The following is a 17,686-nucleotide window of genomic DNA, read 5'->3' as shown; positions in this document are numbered from 1 at the left end:
AAGGCGGGGCTCTGCGGTGGTGGGGGTTCTTCGGATGGGTGAGGTCTGAGGTGTTCACTGGGACTCTGCGGGTGGATCTGCGGCTGGGGGACGTGCGGTCGCTGAAGCAGAAGCGGTCGGTCGTACGGCCGATCATCGCCGAGGTCCAGCGACGGTTTCAGGTCTCGGTCGCCGAGACCGCACATCACGACCTCTATCGTCGGGCGGAGATAGGCGTCGCCGTGGTGAGCGGCGACGGCAGCCGGTGTCGGGACGTCCTGGACTCGATCGAGCGTGCGTTGGCCGCACGTCCAGAGGTTGAGCTGCTGGTGGCCCACCGGCAGCTGTTCGCCGCTGACGACGATCAGGAAGTTTCGTGACATCCACTGACAGACCGCCGAGGAGAGGATGGTCATGAACCAGACGCGGGTGAACCAGCTCGCCGACAGGATCCATGTCATTGTCGCGGCGATGCTCGAGCGCCGGGTCAAGGATCCGCGGCTCGGCTTCGTGACGGTGACCGAAGCCCGTCTCACCGGCGACCTTCGCGACGCGACCGTGTTCTACACGGTGTTCGGCGGCGACCAGGACCGGGCCGGGACGGCTGCGGCCCTCGCCAGCGCGACGGGGCTGATCCGCTCGGAGGTGGGACGCCAGCTCGGGCTCCGGCACACGCCGAGCCTGACATTCGTTCCTGATGCAGTGCCGGAGACGGCCTCGCACATCGAGGACCTGCTCCAACAGGCCAGGGAGTCCGACGCCGAGGTGGCGCGCCGGGCGGCCGGGGCGATGTACGCCGGGGATGCCGACCCGTACCGCTCACCGCCCGAGGAGGACGAGGAGTGACAGGGGAGTGACAGAGCAGTGACAGCGGCGGTCGATGGGATCGTCGTGGTGGACAAGCCAGCAGGCTGGACCTCCCACGACGTGGTGGGGAAGCTTCGCCGGCTTGCCCACACCCGACGGGTGGGCCACGCGGGCACGCTCGACCCGATGGCGACCGGTGTGCTGGTCCTCGGTATCGAGCGCGCCACCCGCCTGCTTGGCCACCTCGCGCTCACGGAGAAGACGTACGACGCGACCATGCGGCTGGGCCAGACGACCCACACCGACGACGCCGAGGGGACGGTCGTGGGCGGCGCGCCGGCCGGGGACCTCACCCGAGAACGGATCGAGCAGGCGATCGCCGACCTGACCGGCGAGATCCTCCAGGTGCCATCGTCGGTGTCAGCGGTGAAGGTCGCGGGGGAGCGGGCGTACCGAAAGGTACAGATGGGCGAATCGGTCGATCTCCCCGCGCGCAGCGTCGTCGTCCGACGCTTCGACGTCCACGACGTACGCCACGTCGGCGACGTGGTCGATCTCGACGTGACGGTGGAGTGCTCCAGCGGCACCTACATCCGGGCGCTGGCCCGTGACCTCGGGGCTGCACTGGGTGTGGGAGGGCATCTGACCGCCCTCAGGCGTACCCGCGTCGGTGTGTACGGCCTGGACATGGCTCGGACTCTCGACGAGTTGGAACGCGCCTTCGCGATCGTCCCGATCGGCGAGGTGGCGGCCCAGACATTTCCCCGCTTCGACGTCGACGACGCCACCGCCCGGCTGGTGACATTCGGGCAGAAGCTGCCGGGTGTCGAGGTCGGTGGCGGGCCGGTGGCGATCTTCGCGGCGGACGGTACCTTCCTCGCGTTGTACGAAGACACCGACGAAGGCGCCAAGCCGGTCGCCGTGTTCGCTGGTTGAGCACGCCGCCGCATCCGTTCATCACCCTCGATCGCCTTGACCTCGGCAGTGGTCAGCGACGTGAGTGCGGGTCGCGCTTCTGCATCATGCTCCCCTCGAGCTCACGGTTGCGCCTCTTCAGCTCACGGATCTCTGACGCAGCTTCGGTGCTGATCCCGTCATGCTGCCCCTCATCGACCTGCTGACGGATCCAGTTCCGCGGCGTCTCGGCGTTCATCCCCGACCGCCCCAAGACCGCTTCCTCCCGTCCGCGCCGGCTCAGCTGTCCCGTTCTGGCCTGCTTCTGTCCGACTCCTGCATGTGTGTTACAGGCGTCGCCCTGTCCCGTACGTTTCACCGTGATCACTGCGTACCTCGAGAAGGCAGGTCGAGTCGTGCCCACAGTGCCACCATGTCGCCGGGTCCGAACCGTCCTCATCGGACTCATCGCCCTGCTCATCGGCCTGGCGCCCGCCGCTGCCGCCGACACCAGGCCGGCCGACGCGACAGTTGCCGACGGGTCGACCGCGGTGGCGCGAGCACGCGTCGCGGCCGACGTCCTGATGTCGTCGTACGACCCGGTGAAGGCGTGGTTTCCCTCCAGCTGGTGGAACTCCGCCGTTTCCCTCCAGACCATCGGCGACTACATGCAGCGCACCGGTGACCGGCGCTACCTGCCGCAGCTGGACAGGACGTTCGAGCAGAACAAGGGCACGTTCCCGGCCGGCGAGTTGTCCAGCGACGAGCTGTGGGGCAACTTCACCAGTCGCGCCATCGACGACGGCGAATGGTGGGCTCTGAACTGGATCCAGGCCTATGACCTCACCGGTGACCGCAAGTACCTTCGGATGGCGGTCACGATCGCCGAGTTCACCTACGAGTACTGGGATTCGACCTGTGGCGGCGGTGTCTGGTGGGACGGGGAGAGGACGTACAAGAACGCCGTGACCAACGGCCAGTTCATCCGCCTGACCGCCGAACTGCACAACCGCATCCCCGGGGACAAGCTCTGGCTGGCCCGGTCTCAGTCCGCGTGGGACTGGTTCGTCGGTAGCGGCATGATCAACTCCTCGAACCTCGTCAACGACGGCTTGAACAACGACTGCCAGAACAACGGGCAGAACGTCTACACGTACAACCAAGGGTTGGCGATCGGTGCCGCGCTCGAGCTGTGGCGGGCGACCGGTGACCCGGAGCTGCTGAGCACGGCGCGCCGGCTCGCCGACGCCGCGATCGATGGCGGGCTGACCGTCGACGGCGTACTGACCGAGGTCTGTGACGCGCCCGATCGGAGCTGCAGCGACAACTCCAAGCAGTTCAAGGGAATCTTCCTGCGCTACCTGATGGATCTCGCCGACACCACAGGTGAGGCACGTTACCGAGCGTTCGTGGCCACGCAGGCGGAGACCATCTGGGAGCGCGACCGCGACGCCGCCGACCGACTCGGGGCGCGCTGGGCGGGTGGTACGAGCGTCGAGCACCCCAACGCGTTCGACTGGCGCACCCAGGCCAGCGCACTGAGCGCCTTGATCGCCGACATTCCGGTGCCGGCACCGAAGCACTCCCTGGCCGCGACCACGTCGCCCGCGCAGCCGGTCGTGATGCCCGCCAGCACGGGCACCACCAAGGTCCAGGCCACCATCGGGGTGTCGGTCACCGGACCGGCGTCGGAACCGGTGACCGCCCGGGTGACGGTCGAGGCGCCGGACGGCTGGACCGTCTCGCCCAGTAGGGGGGAAATCACCCTGAACCCGCGGGGCAGCGCGCACCCGGTGAGCGGCACGTTCCCGGTGGAGGTGACGGTCCCGGCGACCGCCGAGGGCGGTCACCACGACGTGTCGGCGACGGTCACCGCCGCGCCCGGGCTGTCCTTCAGCACTCGGTCGGACGTGCTGGTCGCGCACCAAGTCGACTTCGACACCGGCACGGTCGACGAACGGCCGTGGCTGTGGGATGCCGACGGCTCCCAGAGCAACGGCGTCCAGAACCGCTTCGCCGACGGCAACCGCTACTTTGTCTACAAGTTCCCCTTCCCGAACGACACCACCACGGCTCGGGCCGTTGTCACCATCGACAACGAGTACGTCGTCGACGTCAGCCCGGACGGCGAGCATTGGACCACCGTGCTGAGGGAGGAACGGCGTATCACCGACGGCAGCAACAAGGCCGACCAGGTGATCGACCTGACGCCGTACCTCGGTCCAGACAAGGCGACCTACCTGCGGGTGTCGGACTCGTATCCCGATGACGGCTGGGGCGGCCGCGTCTACCACGTCACCGCCACCGCCGACTAAGTACCTCCGCGACCTCGGACAAGGCTGCCCGGAGGTATCCAGGCAGGGCGTGACCTCGCGACAGCCTGTGGGCAGTGGTCCGGTTCGCCCGAGTGGTCGCACATGCCATCTGGCACCCTTGACCCCGGGGGGCAGACGCTCCTGGTGTCCGGCACCCGACGATGATCCGGGCGACAACGATGGAGACGTGCATGCAGCGCTGGCGAGACCTCACCGACGTGCCGCAGGACACCGGACCGACGGTGGTCACCATCGGTGTCTTCGACGGCGTACACCGGGGTCACCAGCGCGTGATCGGGCGCACCGTCGAGCGGGCCCGGGATCTGGGTGCGCTGGCCGTCGTGGTGACCTTCGACCCGCACCCGATGGCGGTGGTCCGTCCCGATGCCGTACCCCCGTTGCTGGCGACGATCGAACGCCGGATCGAACTGTTCGAGGAGTACTCCGCCGACGCCGTGCTCGTCGTCCCGTTCGACCAGCAGCGGTCCCACCAGCCCGCCGAGGAGTTCGTCCGCGAGATCGTCGGCGCGCTGCGCCCGGTGGCGATCGTCGTCGGCGACGACTTCCGGTTCGGGTTCAAGGCCGCCGGAGATGTCGCGCTCCTGCGCCGGCTCGGCGCAGAGTTGGGCTTCGAGGTCGAAGGCCTCATCCGGCAGGATCCCGGCGCTTCCGAGGAAGGCGACGGTGGCCCGCCGATCGACACCAGGGCGGTCTCGTCCACCAGCGTTCGACGCTGCCTCGAGCGCGGCGACGTCGCCCAGGCGCTGGCCCTGCTCGGCCATGCGTTCCGGGTCGACGGCACGGTCGTCGAGGGCGCCCACCGGGGGCGTGAGCTCGGCTTCCCGACGGCGAACGTCCCGGCCGCCGCGGGGATGGCACTGCCGTCCGACGGGGTCTACGCCGGCTGGCTGCGGGTACGGACCGATGACGACGCGGGATGGCACGAGCCTCTGCCGGCCGCGATCTCGGTGGGCACGAATCCGCAGTTCGGCGAGGAGCCGCGCCGGGTTGAGTCCTACGTACTGGATCGTGACGATCTGGAGCTCTACGGCCGCACGGTCGCGGTGTCCTTCGTCGACCGCGTACGAGGTCAGGCCCGCTTCGGCTCCGTCGACGCCCTGGTGGAGCAGATGACCCGCGACGTCGAAATGGTGCGCGAGATCCTCGCCGCCGAGCCCCCGGAATGATCACGCATGCGTGGCAAATACCAACGATGCACGGCCAATTTCCGCGCATCGCACAAGAATGATCACGCCGGCGTGATCATTCCTCGGAACGCGTGGAGCCGCACCGATTCCAGTCGGTCAGGTTACGGCTGGTAACCTGACCGGTGCCGTAGACCGGCCGCGGATCAAGAGTGCCCAGGTGAACCCGCCCTGGCGCGCCGCGCAACGGAATCCCGGAAGGAGCATCGTGTCGCTCGACGCTGCGACGAAGAAGCAGATCATCACCGAGTACGCAACCAAAGAGGGCGACACCGGCTCGCCCGAGGTCCAGGTCGCGATTCTCACTCATCGGATCAACCACCTGACCGAGCACTTCAAGACCCACAAGCACGACCACCACAGCCGGCGGGGCCTGTTGCTCCTCGTGGGGCAGCGGCGCCGGTTGCTCAACTACGTCATGAAGGAAGACATCTCGCGTTACCGCTCCCTGATCGAGCGGCTCGGCCTGCGACGGTAACGTGACAGGCGGGAGCGGCCCGGCCAGGCCCGGCCGCTCCCTACGCACAACACAGCAATCGGAGCGGTCCACGAGATCCGGCGGCAAAGGTCGCCGGTCCTCGGTAGTGGCCCCCGGGCACTCCCACACCAGGGATGGATGACCCGGGAGCCTCGATCGAAGACCGGCACTCCGCGCCCGCGACCTCGTTCCGAGCACCGCTCCCTGGCCTCACAAGGAGGGAGCCCCAGTGGAGGGTCCCGGTATTCACACCGCCGAAGCAGTTCTCGACAACGGCAGCTTCGGAACCCGCAAGATCCGGTTCGAGACCGGACGTCTCGCCCGCCAGGCCGCCGGTTCGGTGGCCGCCTATCTCGATGACGACACGATGGTCCTGTCGGCGACATCGGCGAGCAAACAGCCCAGGGAACAGTTCGACTTCTTCCCGTTGACCGTCGACGTCGAGGAGCGTGCGTACGCCGCGGGGAAGATCCCCGGCTCGGTGTTCCGCCGCGAGGGCCGGCCGAGCGAGGACGCAATCCTCACCTGCCGGCTGATCGACCGTCCGCTGCGGCCGACGTTCGTCAAGGGCCTCCGCAACGAGGTCCAGGTCGTCATCACCGTGCTCGCACTCGATCCCGACACGATCTACGACGTGCTCGCGATCAACGCCGCGTCCGCGTCCACCCAGATCGCCGGCCTGCCCTTCTCCGGCCCGATCGGCGGCGTACGGGTCGCGTTGATCAACGGCCAGTGGGTGGCGTTCCCACGCGTGAGCGAACTCGAGAACGCCGTCTTCGACATGGTGGTCGCCGGACGGGTCCTCGAGGACGGGGACGTCGCGATCATGATGGTCGAGGCGGAGTCGACCGATCAGACCTGGGGTCTGGTCCAGGACGGCACCCCGGCACCGACCGAGGATGTCGTCGCGGAGGGTCTCGAAGCCGCGAAGGGTTTCATCAAGACCCTGTGCACCGCCCAGTCCAGGCTGGCCGACGTGGCCGCCAAGCCGACCGGTCAGTTCCCGGTCTTCCGCGACTACGAGGACGACGTGCTCGAGGCGCTCTCCGGAGCCGTCCGCACCGAGCTCGCCGAAGCCCTCACGATCGCCCACAAGTCCGACCGCGAGGCGCGCCTCGAAGAGATCAAGGCACTCGCCGTCGAGCGGATCGGGGCCGACTTCGAGGGCCGCGAGAAGGAGATCAGCGCCGCCTTCCGTTCGCTCACCAAGACGCTGGTCCGTGAGCGCGTGATCGCCGACAAGGTACGCATCGACGGGCGTGGGCTCACCGACATCCGACCGCTGACGGCCGAGATCGGTGTCGTACCCCGCGTGCACGGTTCGGCGATCTTCGAGCGTGGCGAGACGCAGATCCTTGGTGTCACCACGCTCAACATGTTGGCGCTGGAGCGGCGGATCGGCCTCACCCTCGCCGAGGACACGACGAAGCGCTACATGCACAACTACAACTTCCCGCCGTACTCCACCGGTGAGACCGGTCGGGTCGGTTCGCCGAAGCGGCGCGAGATCGGGCACGGTGCGCTCGCCGAGAGGGCCGTCGCGCCGGTGCTGCCGAGCCGCGAGGAGTTCCCCTACGCCATCCGTCAGGTATCGGAGGCGATCAGCTCCAACGGTTCGACGTCGATGGGTTCGGTGTGTGCGTCGACGCTGGCGTTGCTCAGCGCGGGCGTCCCCCTGCGCGCCCCGGTCGCGGGCATCGCGATGGGCCTGATCAGCGAGGAGAAGGACGGCAAGACCGAGTACGTCACGCTCACCGACATCCTGGGCGCGGAGGACGCGTTCGGCGACATGGACTTCAAGGTCGCCGGCACCCGGGAGTTCGTGACCGCGCTGCAGCTCGACACCAAGCTCGACGGCATTCCCGCGTCGGTGCTCGGTTCCGCACTCCAACAGGCGAGGGAGGCCCGGCTCACCATCCTCTCCGTCATGGAGAAGGCCATCTCCACGCCGGCGGACATGTCGCCCTACGCACCGCGGATCATCACGATGAAGATCCCGGTCGACAAGATCGGCGAGGTGATCGGGCCCAAGGGCAAGGTCATCAACCAGATCCAGGACGACACCGGTGCCGACATCAACATCGAGGACGACGGCACGATCTTCATCGGAGCGGTCGACGGTCCGTCCGCGGAGGCGGCGCGCAGCGTGATCGCGAGCATCGCGACACCGACCATGCCCGAGGTGGGCGAGCGCTACCTCGGCACGGTGGTCAAGACCACCAACTTCGGTGCGTTCGTGTCGCTGGTGCCCGGCCGCGACGGCCTGCTGCACATCTCGAAGCTGCGGGCGCTGGCCGGCGGCAAGCGGGTCGAGAACGTCGAGGACGTCGTCAAGGTCGGCGACAAGGTGCAGGTGGAGATCGGTGAGATCGACGACCGCGGCAAGCTCTCGCTCGTGCCGGTCATCGAGGAAGCCGAGAAGTCAGCCGCCCAGAAGTGAACGGGCGCGCGATGCGGTCCGCGACCCTGACGCAGCCGTCCGGATCCACCCGGACTCTGCTGAAGGAAGGCGACGGCGGAGTTGTCCGGCGTACAACTCCGCCGTCGCCCCTGGCGGCCTGCGGATCGTCACCGAGGCGATGCCGCAGGTCCGTTCGGTGACGTTCGGCGTGTGGGTCGGTGTCGGGTCGAGGGACGAAACGCCATCCCTCGCCGGCGCCAGCCACTACCTCGAACACCTGCTGTTCAAGGGAACGAAGCGTAGGGGAGCGTTGGAGATCTCCTCCGCGCTCGACGCGGTGGGCGGCGAGATGAACGCCTTCACCACCAAGGAGTACACCTGCTACTACGCGCGTGTCCTCGACATCGACCTGCCGCTGGCCGTCGACGTGGTGTGCGACATGGTGTCGTCCTCGCTGATCACGGCTGCCGACGTGGACAGTGAGCGCGGCGTCATCTGCGAAGAGATCGCCATGCACGACGACGATCCGACCGACTCCGTCCACGACGTGTTCGCCCAACAGATGTGGGGTGACTCGCCGCTCGGTCGGCCCGTCCTCGGCACTCTCGAGTCGATCCAGGCCCTGACCCGGCGTCAGGTCGCCGGCTACTACCGGCGCCGCTATCGCCCGAACTCCATGGTGGTCGCGGTCGCTGGCAACGTGGAGCACCGCACGGTCGTACGCCTGGTGACGAAGGCATTCCGGCAGGCGGGGTTTCTCGACGCAGAGGCGCCCCCGACGCCGCCGCGGATCGGCGGGGAGGGCCCGGAGCCGGCCAAGGGCGCTGTCCGGGTCGTCGAACGCACGACCGAGCAGGCCAACCTCGTGCTGGGCGTTCCCGGGCTGACGCGGACCGACGACCGGCGGTTCGTGCTCGGCGTGCTCAACGCCGCCCTGGGCGGTGGCATGTCGAGCCGGCTGTTCCAGGAGGTCCGGGAGAAGCGGGGGCTGGCGTACTCCGTCTATTCGTTCGCGTCCAACTACGCCGACGCCGGCATGGTCGGCGTCTACGCGGGGTGCCTGCCGGAAAAGATCGACGACGTGCTCGACATCTGTCGGGGCGAGCTGGCCAAGGTCGCCACCTACGGCATCACCGACGAGGAACTCCAGCGTGGCAAGGGCCAGTTGCGCGGCTCGCTGGTGCTCGGCCTCGAGGACACCGGTTCGCGGATGGGCCGGCTGGCCAAGGCGGAGCTCGTCTACGGTGAGCTGTTGAGCATGGACGAGATCCTCCGCCGGATCGACGCGGTGACCCTCGACGAGATCCGCGCGGTTGCGGGGGAGCTGCTGGAGGCGGCCCCGACGCTCGCGGTCGTCGGCCCGTTCGACGACCCTGACCGGTTCGCGCCAGTCGTCCGGTAGCCGACGACGGGCCAGCGCTTGGGGTAGGGACGCTGTCGGAAGGGGCGGACCACCCGACTCGGGCAGGAAGTGAGGGATGACCGGTGACGATCAGGGTCGGTGTACTGGGAGCCAGGGGGCGGATGGGCGCCGAGGTGTGTCGGGCGGTCGCCGCGGCCGACGACCTCGAACTTGTCGCCGAGGTCGACCTCGGCGACTCTCTCGATCTCCTGGTGGACAAGGGCGCGGAGGTGGTCGTCGACTTCACCCATCCGGACGCGGTGATGGACAACCTCCGTTTCTGTGTCAGTCAGGGCATCCACTCCGTCGTGGGGACGACCGGCTTCACCGGCGAACGGCTGGAGTCGCTGCGCGGGTGGATCGCCGACGCGCCTCCCGGCGTGGGCGTTCTGGTCGCGCCGAACTTCTCGATCGGCGCCGTCCTCATGATGCGGTTCGCCCAGGAGGCGGCGGCTCATTTCGACTCGGTGGAGATCATCGACCTGCACCATCCCGGCAAGGCCGACGCGCCGTCAGGCACTGCCGGGCGGACCGCCGAGCTCGTCAGCGCCGCCCGAGCGGCGGCCGGGCTGGGCGAGGTCCCCGACGCGACATCGCAGGAGGTCGACGGTGCGCGCGGTGCCCGGGTGGGAGGCGTCCGGGTGCACAGCGTCCGGCTTGCCGGCCTGGTCGCGCACCAGGAGGTCCTCTTCGGCGGCCATGACGAGACGCTCACCATCCGGCACGACTCCATGGCGCGGACGTCGTTCATGCCAGGCGTCCTTCTGGGGGTGCGCGAGGTGGTCGTCAACCCTGGCCTGACAGTCGGCCTCGAGCACTTCCTGCGTACGACCTGACCGGCCCGCCGGGGAACGTGATCATTCTCCGGGCGACCGGTGGCGGAGGGCAGCCTGGACGTCGGCCATCCGGACGAGGACGTAGCGCCCTTCGCGGGCCACCGGCTGGTCGGCGACGGACGCGGGAAGCCACTCGGGGATCCGGTCGAGATGCATGAGTGCGAGGTCGTCGGAGCGGGCCATGGACGCGTTCTCCGGCAGCACCTTGGCCGGGGCGAGGTCCCAGTAGTAGGCGAGCCATCGGACGGCACCGAACGAGATGTGCCAGGCGCGTACCTGCCCCGGCGCCGGACCGTGGTCGGCGACGAGAGTGCCCCCGCCGAGGGGCCGAACGATGTAGTCACGTGCCATCGGTCCCCGCACCATCGCGGCGAACGCCACCACCAGACCGAGCGCGACGAGCCCGGCGATGCAGCCGCGCAGGGTGCCGAGCCTCGCCGGAACCCGCGCCCACACCGCATCGAGAAGCGCCGCCATCCCCACGACGCCAGGGATGAGCACGATGTAGGGCCAGTAGTCGTGGATGAACGAACCGTTCGGCAACAGCACCACCCAACCGACGGCGAGTGCCGTCGCGAGCGCGGTGAAGGCGCGGGTCCTCCGGCGCAGCAGGCCGACGACGACACCAACGGGGAGCAGCGCGAGGTACCACGACGGCAGGAGCTGGCGGAACCACAGCCACTGCTGGACGACGAACTCGCGGACCGTGAAGTCGCCCCCTTCGGTACGGAACCGGGTCTGCGCGGACAGGTTGCTCACCCCCGCGACCCCCAGCATGAACGCCAGGCTGCCGAGGAGGCCCGCCACCATGCTCACCGCGACCGCCACGGTCACCCGGTCGACCCGCCGGCGCCCGGACAGGAGCCAGAGTCCGAGCAGCGCCGCGAGCGCGATGCCCGGCCACGAGCCGAGGGTGGCGAGGAAGCTCGTCACGCAGGCGACCACCAGCAGCCGGCGCGAGGGCTGGGCCTGCCGGCGGACGTGGGCGATCGCCGCCGCCATCGCCATCAGCAGTCCGAGGTCGAAGACGATCCGGGCGTACACCCAGAAGAAGCCGGTCACGACCATCATGCCGAGCGCCACCAGCACCGGTGGCCACCGCAGACCGAACGCACGTAGCAGGGCTGCCGCTGCCGGGATGGCCAGCAGACCGAGCAGGTAGGGCGCCAGCCGCATCTGGTACTCACCCTCGCCCGGCAATGCTGAGAAGAGCGCGTCGAGGATCGTGGCCAGCGGCGGGTGGTGGGCGTACGACCGGCCGTAGGGCGCCATGTCCGTGGCGAACTGCGAGCCGACCAGACCGTGTTCGGCGAGGTTGCGCACCTGGAGGGCGAAGCGGGAGAAGACCCTGCCCTCATGGTTGTCGCCGTAGGCGGCCGCGAGGGTCGTCGCCCACGTCGCCGCGACGACCGCGGTGATCCCGGCGACACCGATCCAACCCAGGACATTCGCCCGGTTTGTCGGGACCCGGTTTGTCAGGGACCACCGCGACGGCTGGGTCTGGGGACGCTCGATGGTTGCACTCGGCGATTCGACAGACACAGCCGGAAACGCTAACAAGTCAGCCGCCGGAGCGCCGCCGACACCGCCGAACCGCCGGTGAACTCCGAGCGAACGCACTGTTCCGTGCACGGTGTCGTGGTCGGACAGCTCCGGTCGGTACGGTGATCTTCCATGACCTGGACTGTGCGGGACAAGACGGTGCTGGTGACCGGGGCGACGAGTGGCATCGGTCTGGAGACGAGCGTCGAGCTGGCGCGCCATGGCGCGCGGGTGGTGCTCGTCGGCCGCGACCCGGAGCGTACGCAGGCAGCCGTGGAGACCGTCCGCGCCCGGTCGGGGGTCGAGCCGGTGCACCTGCTGTGTGACTTCTCCCGGCAGGCGTCGATCCGGGCGCTGGCCAAGGCGTACGCCGATCGCTTCGACCGGCTCGACGTCCTGGTCAACAACGCCGGCGCCGTGAACCTGCGGCGGCGGCTGACCGAGGACGGGATCGAGACGACGTTCGCGGTGAACCACCTCGGCTATTTCCTGCTCACCAACCTGCTGCTCGACCTCATCGTGGCCAGTACACCGGCGCGGGTGGTCGTGGTCGCCTCCATCAGCCACCGCTCGGGAACGCTCGACTTCGACGACCTGGGTTTCGCGCGGGGCTACAGCGCGATGAAGGCGTACGGCCGGTCGAAGCTCGCCAATGTGCTCTTCGCGACCGAGCTGGCGCGCCGCCTCGCCGGGACGGGCGTCACCGTCAACAGCGTCCATCCGGGCGCCGTCGACACCAACATCTGGTCGGCGGCGCCGGCGTTGCTGCGACCGGTGATCCGGCTCTTCATGCGACGCGAGTTCATCAGCATCGAGGAAGGTGCCGGTACGGTCGTCCAGCTCGCCGAGAGCCCTGACCTCGAGGGCGTGACCGGCTGCTACTTCGAGAAGCGCACGGCTGTGCCACCCGCACCGCTCGCCCAGGATCCCGTCGTCGCGGCCCGTCTCTGGGACGTGAGCGCCGAGCTCGTCGGCCTGGGCTGAGTGCCGGTCAGGAACGCGCGGCCAGCCGGCGCGCCTCGTCGGCCTTCATGCGTTCCTGCCGGCGGACGCGTTCCGGAACGACCTTCTCCCGTGGTGCGGTCGGTGTGAACTCGTAGCGCTCCACGCCGAGCCCTCGCAGGATCGCCTTCTCCACCAGGGAATGGTCGTCGTACCGTTCCCGGTCGAAGCGCATCGGCTCGGCCAGATGCACCGGAGGGTTGGTGATCAGTCGTGGTACGCGAAGGATGTTCTGCGCCTTCGCGTGCAGGATGAACGGATGGAGCAGGTAGACGTCACCGACCGAGCCCGTCGCCTCCACGAACTCCGAGCACTGCCCGATCAGATGCGCGATGTCGAAGTCCAGCGGGAGCACTCCAGCCGGCCGCTCGGCGAGGTAACGCGCGACCGGCCCCACCGAGTCCGCTGCCGCGAACGTCGCTCCGCCCTGATGGCGTACGTCCGACCAGAGCACCAGGGTCAGGAGGCCCTGTTCGGGTGAGTCGAGGAAGTGCCGGAAGAAGTCACCGTCCTTGTGCCATCCCGGCGAGGTGGGAGACGCCGGCTCCCACGGTCGGTCCGCGCCCTGCCAGAGGTTCACGATGAACCCGTCACCCCAGGCGAACGGCGGCCTGATCCGTTCCTCCCCGCCGAGCAGGTCGCACGCGGCGAGCCACGCCTTGGGTGCGAACTCCTTCACGTCCAGGTGGCGATGGGTGGGCATGTGCACCGACGGCTCCGCCCAGGACTTCGCGTCGTCGTGGTCGTAGCCCAGCCTCGTCCAGACCGTGTCGGTCAGCTCCGCGGCGGCCTCGACCGAGAAGCACTCGGGGATGACGACGAACCCCTTGGCCAGGAAGTGTTCGGCCTGTTCCTCGGTGAGGACCTGGTATCCGGAAGCCACGTGGCCCACCTCTCTCCGCCAGCGCCGACGGCTCACGGGATCGTGTTTCGACGCTATGCGCACGACTGGCCGGCTGGCGGTCTTTCCACCAACAAGGTCTCAGTCTCCGAGACGCGTGTCCGCCGCTGGTCAAACGGATCACGCAGCGCATCGGGGCGCCACCCGCATCCTGGGAGCGGCCGGTATCGGCCACCGGATGCCCGCCAACGAGCGGTTCAAGCCATATTGACTCGTTGTCCATCTTCGAGGCCGGGAGGGCAAACGGTGAGTGACCTGCTGCTTGCGGAACGGACTGTTCTGCTGCACATCGGTCCGTACAAGACAGGAACCACAGCCCTGCAGGGAGCGTTGAAGCAGGCGCGGGCGGCCATGGCAGAGCATGGAGTGGTCTATGCCGGGCGGGAGCGTCAGCACATGGGGGCGGCGCTATCCGTGAGGGGATCGAAAGGACTGCCCGGCGATCCGCCGCCGCCGATTTCGTACTGGAACCGTCTCGTCAGGCACGTGAAGGCCGCCAGCGACAAGCGGGTCATCGTCAGCAGCGAGTTCTTCTGTGAGTCCAGTCCAGAGCTCGCCAGGAAGGTCGTCGATGCCCTGGGTGGTGAGCGGGTACACATCCTGGTGACGTTGCGTCCGCTCACGAAGCTCCTGCCGTCGTCATGGCAGCAGTACGTACGCAACGGCCAGCGGGCGTCGTACGACGAGTGGCTGGACGGCATGCTCAACAAGCCGCCGTATAAGCGGCCGACTCCATCGTTCTGGAAACGTCACCACCACGAGGTTCTCGTCGAGCGCTGGGCCTCGATCGTCGGTCCGGACAACGTCACCGTCGTCATCGTGGACGATGCGGACCGGCTCGGGCTGATGCGTCGGGTCGAGGAACTGGTCGGGCTTCCGACCGGCCTGCTGGAGCCGGAGGAAGGGTGGACGAACCGGTCGCTCACGTGGGGCGAGGCGGAGCTGATCCGCCATCTGAACATCGAGTTCAAACGTCGAGGCTGGCCGGACACGCTCTACAAGAACGTCGTTCGCACCGGTGTCATCCAGCACATGCAGATGGAGCGGAGGCCTGGACCGGACGAGTTGCGCATCATCACTCCCGCCTGGGCACTGGAGCGTGCCGCACACATCGGTGCAGCGGCTGGGGAGAAGATCTCCGCGCTCGGCGTACGCGTCGTCGGCGACATCTCCCTGCTGGGCGCCGCACCGAAGGCACCTGTCGACGACCACCTCACCGCGGCCGACGCAGTGTTGCCGGTCAGTGCCGCGGCTGAGGCGGTGGCGGCGACGGTCGTGGCCACGGTGCCTCGCCGGGTACTCGAGTCGGACGCGTCCGCCCCGCCAGGAGACCAGGCACCAGCCGCGGAGGCGGAGGCAGCCACCGAGTCCGGAGCGGGGCGACCGGTGCCACTGGAGCAACGGCTCGTCCGGGTGCTCGGAAGAGTCCCGCTCGGGAGTTGGCTCCGCCGCAGTCGGCTGGCGCCGTGGCTGCGTAGCCGGCTCAGGTCCCTCCGCTGAGGCTGGCCGGCACCTCGTGAGCGTGAGCGGCTGGTGACTCAGCCGAGCAGGCGAACGAGGGCGGCGGTGAGGGCCGCCAGGGCGACGACCACGATGAACGGTGCCCGCAGGATCAGGGCGACCACTGCCACGGCCACCCCGGCCAGGCGCGCGTCGACCACGAGGCGTTCACCGGTGCTGAGGGTCTGGACGCCGACGAGCGCGGCGAGGAGCGCGACCGGAAGCAGCGCGGTGATGCGGTGAACGGCAGGGCGGTCGAGCACCCGACGTGGCACGGACAGGCCGACCAGCTTCGTGAGATAGCTGCCGGCGGAGGTCAGAAGGACTGCGAGCCACATCATCGCGAGTTGTCCCGCCCTTCGAGGGTGTGCTCGGCGTCATCGAGGCCCGGCTCGCGGGTGTCGCCGGGCTCGCGGGTGTCGCCGGGCTCGCTGGTGCCGTCGAGCTCGCGGGTGTCGCCGGGCCGGGCCGTACGCCGTAGGCCCACGGCGATCGCGACCGCACCGGAGAGGAGAACGGGCACCCCGACGGGTACGACGGGCACCAGCGCGACCGCCACGAGTGCGGCACCTGCGGCGACCGCCCGGGTGCGCCGGTCGGTGAGCTGCGGCCAGAGCAGGGCGATGAACGCGGCCGGCGCCGCCGCGTCCAGGCCGAACGTCCGCGGGTCGCCCAGCGCGACCCCGGCGAGTGCACCGATCAGGGTGCCGGCGTTCCACAGCGTGAACAGGATGATCGCCGTGGACCAGAAGCCCACCCGAGCGAGCTTCGGGCTGGACCGGGTCACCGACATCGCCGTCGTCTCGTCGATGACGAAGTGGGCGCCGACCAGGCGGCGGACGCCGCGGAACCGGAGCAGGTCTGCCAGGCGCAGGCCGTAGAACGCGTTGCGGGTGCCGAGCAGGAGGGCCGTCAGCGTCGCCGACACGAGTGTCCCGCCGCCTCCGACGATTCCCACGAACGCGAACTGGGAGGCCCCCGTGAAGGTGAACAACGACAGGGCGCTGGTCTGGACGACCGAGAGCCCGCTGGCCACACCGATCGCGCCGAAGGAGATCCCGTACGCACCGGTCGCGATTCCGATCGCCGCCGCGTCGCGAATGACCTCCCGTCTCGTCGTCCCGCGCTCTCGCATGCCAGGACTGTAGGTCAGGGCGAGGGCCAACCCCTGGAGAGGGTCGTGGTGAGCTCAGGCGAGAGCGCAGTGCAGGCGTACCTGCTTCATGCGTACGGTCCCGTCGCCGGTGAGGTCCAGCTCCCGGTGCGCACCATCGGGCGCCCAGCCGGCAGCTGCGAGGAACTGGCGAAGGATGTCGTCGGCGGTGAACACCCAGCTGACCGCGCGGGTGAACCCGTCCGCGACCAGCGTGTCGGCACACGCCTGGAGCAGCCGTGACCCGTGGCCGGCGCGGGTGTGGTCGGGGTCGACGTGGAACGTGGTGATCGCACCCTCGGTGAGCAGGTCGGAGTCGGGATCGTCTGCGGGCCCGGTGGCGGCGAAGCCGACGAGGGCACCCGCCTCCAGCGCGACGAGGAGCCGGTGACGCGCGTCGGGCGGGCTCGTGAGGGACCGCCGCCACTGTTCGGCGATCGCACCCTCGTCGAGGGCGTCCAGCACCCCCGCCGGGAAGATGCGCGCGTATCCGGACTGCCAGGCGCGTACCTGGACGCGGGCGACATCGGGGGCGTCAGCCGCCCAGGCGATGCGGACGCTGCGGTCGGCTGTCGGTTCGCTCACTGGCCCATCCTGACAGCCGGTCAGTCCTTCGCCCGCTGCCGGGCGCGGTAGGCACGCGTCTTCTGCCGGTTGCCGCAGACGCCCATCGAGCACCAGTGCCGGGACCTGTTCTTCGAAGTGTCGTAGAAGGCCCATGCACAGTCGGAGGCCGCGCAGACCTTCAGCCGCGCCCAGATGCCGTCGGCCTCCGCGTTCGCGACGGCTACGAGGAGCCGAGCGACGCCGGCGGAACCGCCTTCGACGGCGGGAACGAGTCGCGGGTGGGTGCCCACGAACTCGAGCCGCAGCGGAAGTCGTGCGGCGACCTCGTCGAGTCCCGCAAGGGCAGCGTCGGATCGGTCGTGGTGCTGGACCATCGCCTGCCGCAGGCCGGACCGGATGGCCGTGGCGAGTGCGAGGTCGGACGCCGACGCCCGGACGTCGCCGTCCACCAGTCCGCGAGCGGTGAGCCAGTCGGTCAGAGCGGCGGGGTCGCCGAGGTCGTCGGATCCGGCGTCGACGTCGAGCGTGTTGGCGAACGCACACAGCAGCTCACCGACCGGTGGGACCCCCCGGTCACGGTCAGCAGCTGCGGTCGTTGCGGTCGTCGTCAACAGATCACCTCTCGACACCACCATACCTCGAAAGGCGGTTGCCAGCAGTGCGACACCACCGTAGTATGTTTACTGGTGTCGATGAGGAGGTAG

At 69.0% G+C, this 17,686-nt stretch carries 17 protein-coding genes and 1 pseudogene; 11 read left to right on the top strand and 7 right to left on the bottom strand.

The window, feature by feature from the left end:
- Window positions 1-50 precede the first annotated feature (50 nt).
- Genes ABN034_RS08990 through truB form a run of 3 tightly spaced genes read left to right on the top strand, consistent with a single transcriptional unit; the run spans window position 51 to window position 1,722 of the window.
- The gene (locus ABN034_RS08990) at window positions 51-359 is read left to right on the top strand and encodes a DUF503 domain-containing protein (protein WP_349690536.1); all 309 of its coding nucleotides are present in this window, start codon (window positions 51-53) and stop codon (window positions 357-359) included.
- Between the two features lie 28 nt (window positions 360-387).
- Window positions 388-825, top strand: coding sequence for a 30S ribosome-binding factor RbfA (rbfA, locus tag ABN034_RS08985; RefSeq protein ID WP_349326362.1), 438 nt, complete (start codon window positions 388-390; stop codon window positions 823-825).
- 18 nt (window positions 826-843) lie between these two features.
- Window positions 844-1,722, top strand: coding sequence for a tRNA pseudouridine(55) synthase TruB (gene truB / locus ABN034_RS08980; RefSeq protein ID WP_349690535.1), 879 nt, complete (start codon window positions 844-846; stop codon window positions 1,720-1,722).
- A gap of 94 nt (window positions 1,723-1,816) precedes the next feature.
- Here the strand turns inward: truB and ABN034_RS08975 are convergent.
- A pseudogene (locus ABN034_RS08975) lies at window positions 1,817-2,059 on the bottom strand (transposase); the annotation flags it as partial.
- Between the two features lie 37 nt (window positions 2,060-2,096).
- Here ABN034_RS08975 and ABN034_RS08970 point away from each other — a divergent pair.
- From ABN034_RS08970 to dapB, 6 genes are all read left to right on the top strand, one after another.
- Window positions 2,097-3,995, top strand: a complete 1,899-nt coding sequence (locus ABN034_RS08970) for a glycoside hydrolase family 76 protein (RefSeq protein ID WP_349690534.1) — start codon at window positions 2,097-2,099, stop codon at window positions 3,993-3,995.
- Window positions 3,996-4,186: 191 nt separating this feature from the next.
- Entirely contained in the window at window positions 4,187-5,182 is a 996-nt protein-coding gene (locus tag ABN034_RS08965) for a bifunctional riboflavin kinase/FAD synthetase (protein ID WP_349690533.1), read from the top strand.
- 226 nt (window positions 5,183-5,408) lie between these two features.
- A complete protein-coding gene (gene rpsO / locus ABN034_RS08960; RefSeq protein ID WP_349326366.1) occupies window positions 5,409-5,678 on the top strand; it encodes a 30S ribosomal protein S15 in 270 nt (89 codons plus the stop codon).
- Between the two features lie 229 nt (window positions 5,679-5,907).
- On the top strand, window positions 5,908-8,118 hold the full coding sequence (locus tag ABN034_RS08955) for a polyribonucleotide nucleotidyltransferase (protein ID WP_349690532.1): 2,211 nt from the start codon (window positions 5,908-5,910) through the stop codon (window positions 8,116-8,118).
- A gap of 139 nt (window positions 8,119-8,257) precedes the next feature.
- Entirely contained in the window at window positions 8,258-9,481 is a 1,224-nt protein-coding gene (locus ABN034_RS08950) for a M16 family metallopeptidase (RefSeq protein ID WP_349690531.1), read from the top strand.
- 83 nt (window positions 9,482-9,564) lie between these two features.
- Window positions 9,565-10,317, top strand: a complete 753-nt coding sequence (dapB, locus tag ABN034_RS08945; protein WP_349690530.1) for a 4-hydroxy-tetrahydrodipicolinate reductase — start codon at window positions 9,565-9,567, stop codon at window positions 10,315-10,317.
- A gap of 21 nt (window positions 10,318-10,338) precedes the next feature.
- Here dapB and ABN034_RS08940 read toward each other — a convergent pair whose 3' ends face one another.
- A complete protein-coding gene (locus ABN034_RS08940; protein ID WP_349690529.1) occupies window positions 10,339-11,859 on the bottom strand; it encodes a hypothetical protein in 1,521 nt (506 codons plus the stop codon).
- Window positions 11,860-11,991: 132 nt separating this feature from the next.
- Between ABN034_RS08940 and ABN034_RS08935 the strand changes: the two genes are divergently transcribed.
- Window positions 11,992-12,843, top strand: a complete 852-nt coding sequence (locus ABN034_RS08935; protein ID WP_349690528.1) for an SDR family oxidoreductase — start codon at window positions 11,992-11,994, stop codon at window positions 12,841-12,843.
- Between the two features lie 7 nt (window positions 12,844-12,850).
- Here ABN034_RS08935 and ABN034_RS08930 read toward each other — a convergent pair whose 3' ends face one another.
- A complete protein-coding gene (locus tag ABN034_RS08930) occupies window positions 12,851-13,744 on the bottom strand; it encodes a phytanoyl-CoA dioxygenase family protein (protein WP_349690527.1) in 894 nt (297 codons plus the stop codon).
- Between the two features lie 264 nt (window positions 13,745-14,008).
- Between ABN034_RS08930 and ABN034_RS08925 the strand changes: the two genes are divergently transcribed.
- Window positions 14,009-15,262 carry a hypothetical protein gene (locus tag ABN034_RS08925; protein ID WP_349690526.1) on the top strand — a complete coding sequence of 418 codons (1,254 nt, stop codon included), beginning with the start codon at window positions 14,009-14,011 and terminating at the stop codon, window positions 15,260-15,262.
- Window positions 15,263-15,300: 38 nt separating this feature from the next.
- Here the strand turns inward: ABN034_RS08925 and ABN034_RS08920 are convergent, their stop codons facing one another.
- Genes ABN034_RS08920 through ABN034_RS08905 form a run of 4 tightly spaced genes read right to left on the bottom strand, consistent with a single transcriptional unit; the run spans window position 15,301 to window position 17,593 of the window.
- A complete protein-coding gene (locus ABN034_RS08920; RefSeq protein WP_349326374.1) occupies window positions 15,301-15,603 on the bottom strand; it encodes an AzlD domain-containing protein in 303 nt (100 codons plus the stop codon).
- Window positions 15,600-16,397 (bottom strand): AzlC family ABC transporter permease, encoded by a 798-nt coding sequence (locus ABN034_RS08915; RefSeq protein ID WP_349690525.1) that lies wholly within the window; start codon window positions 16,395-16,397, stop codon window positions 15,600-15,602. Before ABN034_RS08915 ends, ABN034_RS08920 begins: the two co-directional genes overlap by 4 nt.
- Before the next feature lie 54 nt (window positions 16,398-16,451).
- Window positions 16,452-17,000 (bottom strand): GNAT family N-acetyltransferase, encoded by a 549-nt coding sequence (locus ABN034_RS08910; protein ID WP_349690524.1) that lies wholly within the window; start codon window positions 16,998-17,000, stop codon window positions 16,452-16,454.
- 20 nt (window positions 17,001-17,020) lie between these two features.
- On the bottom strand, window positions 17,021-17,593 hold the full coding sequence (locus ABN034_RS08905) for a CGNR zinc finger domain-containing protein (RefSeq protein ID WP_349690523.1): 573 nt from the start codon (window positions 17,591-17,593) through the stop codon (window positions 17,021-17,023).
- Window positions 17,594-17,686: the final 93 nt, after the last annotated feature.

Source organism: Actinopolymorpha sp. B11F2 (assembly GCF_040195635.1).
GTDB lineage: Bacteria > Actinomycetota > Actinomycetes > Propionibacteriales > Actinopolymorphaceae > Thermasporomyces.
Note: the sequence above shows the minus strand (reverse complement) of the source record. Positions and strands in the feature narration are given on the sequence as shown.

What these genes read in the sequence shown, in the direction of transcription:
- rbfA (WP_349326362.1), top strand. Translation starts at nt 388, where the DNA reads ATGGTCATGAACCAGACGCGGGTGAACCAGCTCGCCGACAGGATCCAT.
- ABN034_RS08965 (WP_349690533.1), top strand. Translation starts at nt 4,187, where the DNA reads ATGCAGCGCTGGCGAGACCTCACCGACGTGCCGCAGGACACCGGACCG.
- ABN034_RS08950 (WP_349690531.1), top strand. Translation starts at nt 8,258, where the DNA reads ATGCCGCAGGTCCGTTCGGTGACGTTCGGCGTGTGGGTCGGTGTCGGG.
- ABN034_RS08935 (WP_349690528.1), top strand. Translation starts at nt 11,992, where the DNA reads ATGACCTGGACTGTGCGGGACAAGACGGTGCTGGTGACCGGGGCGACG.
- ABN034_RS08920 (WP_349326374.1), bottom strand. Translation starts at nt 15,603, where the DNA reads ATGATGTGGCTCGCAGTCCTTCTGACCTCCGCCGGCAGCTATCTCACG.
- ABN034_RS08915 (WP_349690525.1), bottom strand. Translation starts at nt 16,397, where the DNA reads ATGCGAGAGCGCGGGACGACGAGACGGGAGGTCATTCGCGACGCGGCG.